Consider the following 9,662-nt stretch of genomic DNA (forward strand, 5'->3'; position numbering starts at 1 on the left):
TTAACTTTTCGGCATTTGTGACATTTTTTTTCCGGGATCGGGTCCGACGTGCGTCTCAACAGGCATAAGAAACGCGCAGCAAGGTCAGGGGAAATCATGCGTAACAGGGGACGGCTTTCGCTTTATGGTTGTGGCTCGGCGGCTTTGGCGCTCTGGCTGGCGGCGGCGCCGGTGGCGGCCGCCCAGTCGGTCCGAAGTTTCGATATTCCCGCGGGCGACCTCGGTCGTGCGTTGAACAGCTTCGCTCGCCAGGCGAACCAGGAACTCATCTTCTCCAGCGCACTGGTGGCGGGGAAACGGACGAAGGGCGTGCGGGGCGGTTTGGAGCCGCGCGCGGCACTGGATATCCTGCTGGAGGGAAGCGGCCTGCGCGTCGAGGGCGGCTCGGTCCTGACGTTGCGGCCGAGCGGCGGAGCGGAAGCCTCGGCCGTCCGACGCCAGACCGCGAGCGCCGTGCGTCCGGTGGCGCGCGCGGCCTATGTCCAGGACTCCGCGCCCGAGCCGGTTGTCGCCGCCGCGCCGGAAGAGCGCGCGCCGCAGCCCGCGTCCGAAATCATCGTCACCGGTTCGCGCATCACCCGCGACGGTTATGAAGCGCCGACGCCGACGACCGTCCTGTCGATGGAGGATATCCAGGATCGGGCGCCGACGAACATAGCCGATTATGTCAATCAATTGCCGTCGATGGGGATCGGCAATTCGCCGCGCACGACATTGATGTTCGCCAATGCCACCGGCGGCGCGAACCAGATGAGCGCGCGCGGCCTGGGCGTGACCCGCACGCTGACGCTGCTGGATGGCCGCCGCGTCGTCGGGTCCGGCATGTCCCCCGCCGTCGACGTCAACCTGCTGCCGCAGAATCTGGTGCAGCGGGTCGATGTGGTGACCGGCGGGGCTTCGGCCGCCTATGGCTCCGATGCCGTCGCCGGTGTCGTCAACTTCATTCTCGACACCAAGTTCACCGGTGTGAAGGGCTCGCTGAACTTCAGTCAGACCGACCGGTCCGACGGCCGGGTCGTTTCGGGCGATCTCGCCTATGGTACTCCCTTTGCCGACGGCCGCGGCCATATCCTGCTCAGCGGTTCCTATTTCAAGGGGCGGGGAATCGATTCGCCGCTCAGCCGCGACTGGTATCGTCCGGGCTATCGCCTGATGACGAACCCGGACTGGACCGCGACGAACGGCGAGCCAGGACAGATCGTGCGCTATGACGCCGGCTATAACAGCACGCCGGGCGGCGTGATCGCGTCGGGGCCGCTCAAGGGCATGCAGTTCCTGCCGGACGGCCAGGTCGGCCAGTTCGTCTTTGGCCCGATCCAGCAGGGTCAGATGCAGGCAGGCGGCTCGGTCGAGGATACCGCCTATCGCTGGCCGCTGTTGCCCGACGACAAGCATTGGAGCACCTATGGTCGGCTGAGCTATGATCTGACCGACAATGTCACCGCCATCGTCGAGGCGGGCTATGCGGGGTCGGACACGCACAACTGGTCGGCGGCCTATAACCGTCAGGGCGCTTCGGCGATCATCGTGTCGCGCGAAAATCCGTATCTGCCGCTGGCTACGCAACAAGCGATGGACGATGCCGGGGTCACCGAATTCGCCATGAACCGGCTCTTCTACGACATGGTCAACAACCCCGGCGGCCACGCCGGCGAAGCCGGCTACCATAGGCGCCAGGACCGGTTCCTGGTGGCGCTCGAAGGACGCTTTCTCGACAGCGGACAATGGCGTGCCTATTATCAGCGCGGCCATAGCGACGTCTGGTATACGCGCGACAACAATCTGATTCCCGCGCGCTTCAATCAGGCCATCGACGTGATCGCCAATCCCGCGACCGGCGGCGTATCGGGAGTCGCGGCGGGGGCGCCGATCTGTCGCTCGACGCTTGCCGATCCGGGCAATGGCTGCGTGCCGATGAACATCTTTGGCGAGGGCGCGCTCGGCGCCGCATCCATCGCATGGGTCACGGGTCTCAGCGATGGATATCGCACGCGTCAGGATCTCGACTTTCGGCAGGATGTCTGGTCGATCGACGCCCAATATGAACCCTTCTCGACCTGGGCGGGCCCGGTCTCGATCGCGGCGGGCTTCGAATATCGCAAGGAATCCTTCTCGTCGACCGCGGACGAACTGTCGCTGGCGTCGCGGTGGAACGTGGGCAATTTCAAGGGCGGCACCGGCAAATATAATGTGAAGGAGTTCTTTGGCGAGGTCCTGGTGCCGTTGCTCCGGGATTCGGCGCTGGGCCGGAGCCTGGACCTCAACGCGGCGGTGCGGCGGACCGATTATTCCACGAGCGGGCCCGTGACGACGTGGAAGGCGGGCCTGACCTGGGATATCACCGACGACCTGCGCCTGCGCGGGACCCGTTCGCGCGACATCCGCGCGCCCAATCTCAACGATCTGTATGCGCCCGGAAGCCAGTTCGTGAACGCCTATTTCGACCGGACCCAGCCCGGCAGTCCACAGGTCTCCAATCGCACCATCAGCGGCGGCAATCCGAACCTGACCCCGGAAATCGCCGATACCTGGACAGCCGGGGGCATCTACAGCCCGCATTGGCTCCCTGGTTTCAGCCTGTCGGTGGACTGGTACAAGATCGACATCCGGGATGCGATCGTGGGGGTCGGCGCGCAGACGATCATCGATCAATGCTATGGCTATAATCGGCCGCAGAACCCCGCGGCATGTACCTCGATCGTGCTGGCGCCGGGGGCGACCAACCTGGTCGATGCCACCATCTACACCGGCGGCATCAACGCCCAGGAGGTTGCGGTGGAAGGCATCGACTATGAGGCAAGCTATCGCGCGAAGCTCGATGAGATCAGCGGTTCGCTGCCCGGGGCGATCAACCTCCGGCTGCTGGTCTCGCAGCGGCTGAAGGACGAAACCAATCTGCCGGGCGATACGACGCCGCCCACCCTGGGCACGACGAGCAGCCTGAAGTGGAAGGCCATGCTGACCGGCACCTATGCCGTCGGCCCGAGCCGCACGACGCTGACGGTACGCTATCTGGGGCCGGGCAAGGTCACGAACTATCCGATGACGAGCCAGCAGGGTCTGGCCGACGACGTCAATCATGTGGATTCGACGTGGTATTTCGACCTTTCCGAGAATTACGACCTCAGCATCGCCGGCGCCAAGGTAACGCTGTTCGGCGTCGTGGAAAATCTGTTCGATCGTACTCCCGAGCCGATTCCGGGCGGATATATCGGCTTCGGCACGAACAACCCCTATGATCTGCTGGGGCGCACCTATCGCATGGGGCTACGCTTCAAATTCTGAGATTCGGGCCCGGCCGGCTTTTCAACGCGGCCTGCCGGGCCGTTCGGGAACGCGGAAGCCGTCATCACGGATTCGGTGACCGGTACATCCGCGTGGATTGACAAGGGCGTCCGATCGTTCACGACGCTCCTCAGGAGGATTTCGCCATGCAACGACTGGCTTCGTCGATTTATGCCGTGATTTTTGCGGCCATGGCTGTGTCGCCTGCTGCGGCGCAGGACAGCGCGAAATACAGCACGGAAGCGCTGGAGCAGGGGATTGCCGAGCATGCGGTATCGCGCCTGGCGGTGATGGTGCCGATGCGCGACGGGGTCCGTCTGTCGACCAATATCTTCACGCCGCGCAATGCCAGGGGACCGCTGCCCACCATCCTGTGGAAGACGCCGTACAACGAGCACAAGCTGCGCGGGTCGACGCTGCGCTATGCCTATGAGGCGGTGAAGCGCGGCTATGTGTTCATCGTGCAGAATGAACGCGGCCGCTATTTCTCCGAAGGCCAGTATGAAATTCTCGGCCTGCCGCAGACCGACGGTTACGACACACTGAGCTGGATCGCCCAGCAGAACTGGTCGAACGGCAAGGTCGGCACGCTGGGCTGTTCGTCGTCGGCCGAATGGCAACTGGCGCTCGCGGGCATGAACCATCCCGCCCACGCAGCCATGGTGCCGATGTCGGCGGGTGCCGGCATCGGCAAGGTCGGCCGCTTTCAGGAGCAAGGCAACTGGTACACCGGCGGCGTGCCGCGCAACCTGTTCTTCGTGTGGCTCTATGGCGTCGACAATCCGCTACGCGCCCAGCTTCCGCATGACCTCGATGAAAAGACGCGCGCACGCGTCGCGCAGTATAATGACCTCAACGCCAGCAAGCCCAAGGTCGACTGGAACAGACAGATCAAGCATCTGCCGGTCGATCGGATGCTGTCGAGCCTCGGCGAACCCCCGGCGACTTTCGAGCAGTTCATCCATCGCACGCCGGCCGACCGGGGCTGGTGGCAGGGCGGACTTTATCACGAGGATATGGGCTGGGGGGTGCCGGCGCTATGGTTCAACACATGGTATGACGTGTCGATCGGGCCCAATCTCGAACTGTTCAACCATGCCCGCAAGGTGGGCAACACGGCCGAGGTACGCGACAATCAATATACGATAATCGCGCCCGTCGTGCATTGCGCCTATCAGCGGCTGGGCCCAGACACGGTGGTCGGCGAGCGACCGATGGGCGACACCAGCTTCGACGTCGATGGCGCGGTCTTCGGCTGGTTCGACCGCTGGCTGAAAGGAAATACCGAGGCGTTTCCGGCATCCACGCCCAAGGTGCGCTATTACGCGATGGGCGAGAACAAGTGGAAGGCGAGCGCGTCCTGGCCGCCCGCAAGTGTCAAAATGCAGCGCCTCTATCTACGCAGCGACGGCCGGGCGAACAGCCTGTGGGGCAACGGCCGGCTCGACGCGGCGGCGCCCGGCAAAGAGCCCGTCGACCGCTTCCGCTACGACCCCCTGAACCCGGTGCCCACCGTGGGCGGCGGCGATTGCTGCAACGGCGGCATCGTCGTGCCGGGCGCGTTCGACCAGCGAAGCGTGGAAGCACGCGACGACGTGCTCGTCTACACCAGCGAGCCGCTCGAGAAGGCGATGGAGGTCAGCGGGTTCATCGACACGGTTCTGAAGGTCTCGTCGAGCGCGAGGGATACGGATTTCGCGGTCAAGATCGTCGATGTCGCGCCCGACGGCACGGCCTGGATCATCGGCGATACCATTTTGCGCGCGCGCTATCGCGACGGTTTCGACAAACCGGTCATGATGGCGCCGGACAAGGTCTATACCCTCAAGCCGACGCCGATCGCGACCAGCATCACCTTCGGCGTCGGGCATCGCATCCGGGTCGAGGTCACCTCGTCCAACTTCCCGAAGTTCGTCCGCAATCTCAACACCGGCGGACCGAATGAGAGCGAAAGCAAGGGCCAAGTGGCGGATAATGTCATCCACCACGACCAGGAGAATCTCTCCTATATCGACCTCCCCGTCGTCCCGTGACCTAATCGTCGACGACAAGGCAATGCAACTGCGGGTCTGGCTCCCGAGGCTATAGCAGTTCGAATACGTCGTAGCGCACCGCGCCGCCGATGCTGGCGCCGAGCCCGACGGCGACGATGTCGTTGAGCCAGCGATAGCGTTCGTCGCCGGTCTCGAACATCGGCGCGGTGCGGAAATAGATTTCGGCTTTTTCCGCGTCGGTTTTCGGGCCGCCGTTCCGGGCGTGCTTGTGCGCGACGCTCAGCGGCCGCAGCACGCCGCGATAGGAGACATAGATCAGCGCGCCGTCGTGCGTTTCCATCGTGATCCGCGCGTCGAGGCGGAGCGTGTCGTTGTCGTCGATCGTCGCCCAGTCGCCGCCGCTGGGCATCACGCGCCCGCGCAGGCGCTCGCCCTCGACCTCGCCGCCGGTCAGCGCGGCGATCATGCGGCGCCCGAAATGCGCCTTGCCGATCTGCTGCTGCGGTTCGGTGAACGCCGCGCGATAGGAACAGAGATAGCGGAAACTGGGCTCGATCATCCTGGGTCTCCCGTGAACCGAAAATCAGATCTTGAACGCGATGGTCGCGCCATAGGTGCGCGGCGGCGCATAGGGCGTCAGCGTCTGGCGATAGGGGCCGAAATAGGTGACATAGGTCGGTGTCAGCTCGTCGGTCAGATTCTTGCCCCACAGCGACAGCTCCCAGCGGTCGGCCGGCCCCGAGAGCGACAGGCGCGCGTCGAGGTTTTCGTGGGCGGGCCAGAGCTGCTGGGGGATGTTCGACGCCTCGAAATAGGCGTCGCCGGACCAACTGTAATCGACCCGCAGCTTGGCCGAAAGATCGCCGAGCGGCGCCTCGTACTGGCCGCCGATGTTGAACTTGTTCTTCGGCGAGCGGGGGAGCTGGTTGCCCGTGTAATCCTGACCAGGGATCGCATATTCCGTGAACTTCGTATCGAGATACGCGTAGCTGCCGTCGAGCTGGAAGCCCGCGAACGGGCGCACCACCGCTTCGACCTCGACGCCCTTGATTCGCGCCTTCGCCGCATTGCTGACGACGACGCAGCACAGCGGGACGAGTTGCGAGATCTGGAGGTCCGAATAGTCGGTGCGGAAGGCTGCGATGTTGAGCCGCAGGCGGCGGTCGAACCAGTCGGTCTTCGCGCCGACCTCGTAGCTCCAGGCGAATTCGGGGTCATAGGGCGTCGAGGCGCCCTCCGCGGTGCCCGAGAGCCCCTGGAAGCCGCCGCTCTTGTAACCCCGCGCGATCGAGCCATAGAGCAGCACGTCGTCGGTCGCCTTCCAGTTGAGCGCGAAGCGCGGGGTGAAGGCCTTCCAGCTCTTCTTGCCGGTGACGTCATAGCCGTCGAGCGATCCCAGCGGCGGCGGCAGGCCCGGGCCGTCGTCGGCCTTGTAGCCCGCGAAGCGGCCGCTCTTGCGTTCCCAGGTCATGCGCGCGCCGACCGTTGCGACCAGCGACGGCACGATCTCGACATCGACCTGGCCGAAGACGGCGAAGCTGCGCGCGTTGACCGACTGTGGATAGATTCCGGTTCCCGAGCCCGCCGGGGTGGGGAAATCCTGAATCTGCCCCTCGATGCGGTCGTTGTTCTCCTTGAGGAAATAGACGCCGGTCTGGCCTTTCAGTCGGCCGTCCCAGGCGTCGAAGGCAAGGCGCAGTTCCTGGCTGAACTGGCTGTTGTTCTCCTGGCCGAAGCTCGTCGATTCGATCTGCGCGGGCGGGTCGATCGGGTTGCTGAAGAAGGGGGTGACGAAATTGAACTTCACCTTGCGCAGCGCGGTGAGCGAGGTCAGCGTGCCAAAGGGCAGGTCCAGATTCACCTCGCCCGAATAGGTCTGGATCGTCCGCTTCACCTCGCCGTCGATATAGGCGTTCACGACGCGCGGGTCGGGGTTGATGCCGGCGCAATGGATACCGTCCTGAAAGCTGGTGTCGCAACTATTGTGGCGCGGATTACCCTTTTGATCCTGATGCGAAACGTCGGCGCGCAGGATGATGTCGAGCGTATCGGTCGGCACGAAGCGCAGTGCGACGCGGCCGGTGGTCAGGTTGAGGTCGTTGACGTCGTTGCCCGTCGTCTCATTATATTCGAAACCGTCGCGCTGCTTGTGCGACAGGCCCGCCGACAGATAGATTTTGTCGGTCAGCGCCATATTGCCGCGCGCGATCACGCCGATGCGGTCGTAATTGCCGTAGGTGCCCTCGAAAGTGAAGCTTTCCTCGTCGGTTGGCTTGCGGCTGACGAACTGGACGAGGCCGCCGATCGCATTCTTGCCGAACAGCGTACCCTGCGGCCCGCGCAGCACCTCGACCCGCTCGAGATCGAGAACGTCGAGATCGGGGGTGCCGCCGCGCCCGGCATAGACACCGTCGACGAAGACGACGACCGAGGGGTCGCCGCCGGCATTCTGGCTGATGCCCGGCGCGCTGCCGATGCCGCGCATCGAGAAGTTGGTGTTGACCGGATCGACCGCGCTGATGGCAAGACCGGGGGTGCGGGTCGCGATGTCCTGCACGGTTTCGATATTATTGTCGCGAAGCTGTTCGGCGCCGAAGGCGGTGACCGAGATCGGGACGTCCTGGAGCCGCTGTTCCTGACGCTGTGCAGTGACGATGATGTCGCCGCTCGCGCCGTCGTCGGTCTGCTGCGCCGCGACCGCCGCGGGCATCGCGGCGGCGGCGACGCCGGCCAACAAGAGGACAGACTGCTTCTTTCCGGAATATCTCATCTCGCGTCTCCCATCCATTTGCTTTTCGCGCGTTTCGAACCGGCTTGACTCGGTCGCGAAATTACTTAGTTTTCTAAGTAATTAATTCTATATAACAGGCTGGCGCGCGGTGCAAGAGCGAGCCGCTTTCGGGAGGAGGGAATCGATGGCGACACAGACCGCGAAGGACGCATCTCACGGCGGGCCGGTCCTCGACGCGGACGACCCGTCGGCTGGTTGGCCGCGTCCCGCCTATGGCTGGTACGTCGTCGGCGTCCTGCTGCTCGCCTATACGCTGTCGTTCGTCGATCGTATGATTCTGAGCCTGCTGGTGGCGCCGATCCGTACTGCGCTCGACATTTCGGATACCGAGGTCAGCCTGCTGATCGGGCTGGCCTTCGCGCTCTTCTATACCCTGCTCGGCCTCCCGATCGCCTGGATCGCCGATCGCTGGAACCGGCGAAACCTGATCCTCGCCGGGATCGCATTGTGGAGCGCAATGACCGCCGGGTGCGGCTTTGCCGGAAGCTATGCGACACTGTTCCTTGCCCGCATGGGCGTGGGGGTCGGCGAAGCGGCACTCTCACCCGCCGCCTATTCGATGCTCAGCGACGTCTTTCCGCGGAACCGTCTCGCGCGGGCCATGGCGGTCTATTCGATCGGCGTGCCGCTCGGTGCCGGCATCGCGATGATCCTCGGTTCCTTCGTCGTCCAGGCGGTGCTGGCGGCGCCGGCGATCGACCTGCCGCTGATCGGGCCTGTCGAGGCATGGCGGACGATCTTTCTGTGGGTCGCGGCGCCGGGCCTGATCGTCTGCCTTTTGTTGCTGACGATTCGCGAGCCGCTGCGCCGTGGCGCCCAAAGTGCGGGCGCGGGCGGCGATGCGGCCCGGGCGCCCGGCTTTCTGGCCCATCTGGCCGAGCAACGGGTCGCACTCGGCACCCTGTTCGCGGGCATGTCGCTGATCGGGCTGGTCATGTATGGCGTGATCGCATGGGTGCCGACCTTTTTCGCGCGCACCTATGGCATGGAGGTTTCGCAGGCCGGGCTGTGGTTCGGTGTTATCATGGCGATCGGCGGCGCGGCGGGACTGGTCATGGGCGGAACGCTGGCCGACCGGATGTTCGGCAAGGGCGTCGCCGACGCGCATCTGCGCGTGATGCGCCTGTCGATCCTGCTCGGCGGGCCGCCGCTGCTCGCCGCGATGCTGATGCCGAGCGCGCCGCTCGCCTTCGTCATGCTGGCGCTCGCCTTTCCCATGCTGACGATGCACGGCGTCGGCACGGTGGCGCTGCAACTCATCACGCCGAACGAATATCGCGCCCGCGTCACCGCGCTCTATTTCTTTGTCGTCAACCTGACCGGGCTTGGCTTCGGCCCGATGCTCATGGCCCTGCTCACCGATCATTTCTTTCACGATGATGGCGCGCTGCGCTATTCGATGGCTCTGGTGACGGGGGTGGCGCTGCCGCTCGCGGCGGTCGCCCTGACCGTAGGCCTGTCGGCCTTCGCCCGCGATCTTGCTAAGATGTCGAACGACGGCGCTTGAATGCATCCCGCATCCCTGCAATGCCGGTTCGACGTCCGTCCTTGCCATCGCTCTTGCCATGCGGAAGTCGGGCAGGCGGCAATCG

General features: G+C 64.5%; 5 protein-coding genes. 3 read left to right on the top strand and 2 right to left on the bottom strand.

Features of this window, described 5'->3' with window-relative positions; all coding sequences use genetic code 11:
• Positions 1-96: 96 nt before the first annotated feature.
• Positions 97-3,285, top strand: coding sequence for a TonB-dependent receptor (locus FHR21_RS11495; RefSeq protein WP_184098396.1), 3,189 nt, complete (start codon positions 97-99; stop codon positions 3,283-3,285).
• A 191-nt stretch (positions 3,286-3,476) separates the two neighbouring features.
• Positions 3,477-5,318, top strand: coding sequence for a CocE/NonD family hydrolase (locus tag FHR21_RS11500; protein WP_221235141.1), 1,842 nt, complete (start codon positions 3,477-3,479; stop codon positions 5,316-5,318).
• Positions 5,319-5,367: 49 nt separating this feature from the next.
• Here FHR21_RS11500 and FHR21_RS11505 read toward each other — a convergent pair whose 3' ends face one another.
• Both FHR21_RS11505 and FHR21_RS11510 read right to left on the bottom strand, forming a co-directional pair.
• Positions 5,368-5,838: a DUF3237 domain-containing protein gene (locus FHR21_RS11505; RefSeq protein ID WP_184098400.1), complete on the bottom strand. Its 471-nt coding sequence runs from the start codon at positions 5,836-5,838 to the stop codon at positions 5,368-5,370.
• 24 nt (positions 5,839-5,862) lie between these two features.
• Complete coding sequence (locus tag FHR21_RS11510) at positions 5,863-8,049, bottom strand: TonB-dependent receptor (RefSeq protein ID WP_184098402.1); 2,187 nt, start codon at positions 8,047-8,049, stop codon at positions 5,863-5,865.
• A 145-nt stretch (positions 8,050-8,194) separates the two neighbouring features.
• On the opposite strand from FHR21_RS11510, the gene FHR21_RS11515 reads away from it, so the two are divergent.
• On the top strand, positions 8,195-9,577 hold the full coding sequence (locus FHR21_RS11515) for a spinster family MFS transporter (RefSeq protein WP_184098404.1): 1,383 nt from the start codon (positions 8,195-8,197) through the stop codon (positions 9,575-9,577).
• Positions 9,578-9,662 lie beyond the last annotated feature (85 nt).

The sequence above is a fragment of the Sphingopyxis panaciterrulae genome (assembly GCF_014199295.1).
GTDB classification, from domain to species: Bacteria; Pseudomonadota; Alphaproteobacteria; order Sphingomonadales; family Sphingomonadaceae; genus Sphingopyxis; species Sphingopyxis panaciterrulae.

Bases quoted from the DNA above. Each gene is read 5' to 3' on its own strand.
- FHR21_RS11495 (WP_184098396.1), top strand. From the start codon at position 97: ATGCGTAACAGGGGACGGCTTTCGCTTTATGGTTGTGGCTCGGCGGCT.
- FHR21_RS11500 (WP_221235141.1), top strand. From the start codon at position 3,477: ATGGCTGTGTCGCCTGCTGCGGCGCAGGACAGCGCGAAATACAGCACG.
- FHR21_RS11505 (WP_184098400.1), bottom strand. From the start codon at position 5,838: ATGATCGAGCCCAGTTTCCGCTATCTCTGTTCCTATCGCGCGGCGTTC.
- FHR21_RS11510 (WP_184098402.1), bottom strand. From the start codon at position 8,049: ATGAGATATTCCGGAAAGAAGCAGTCTGTCCTCTTGTTGGCCGGCGTC.
- FHR21_RS11515 (WP_184098404.1), top strand. From the start codon at position 8,195: ATGGCGACACAGACCGCGAAGGACGCATCTCACGGCGGGCCGGTCCTC.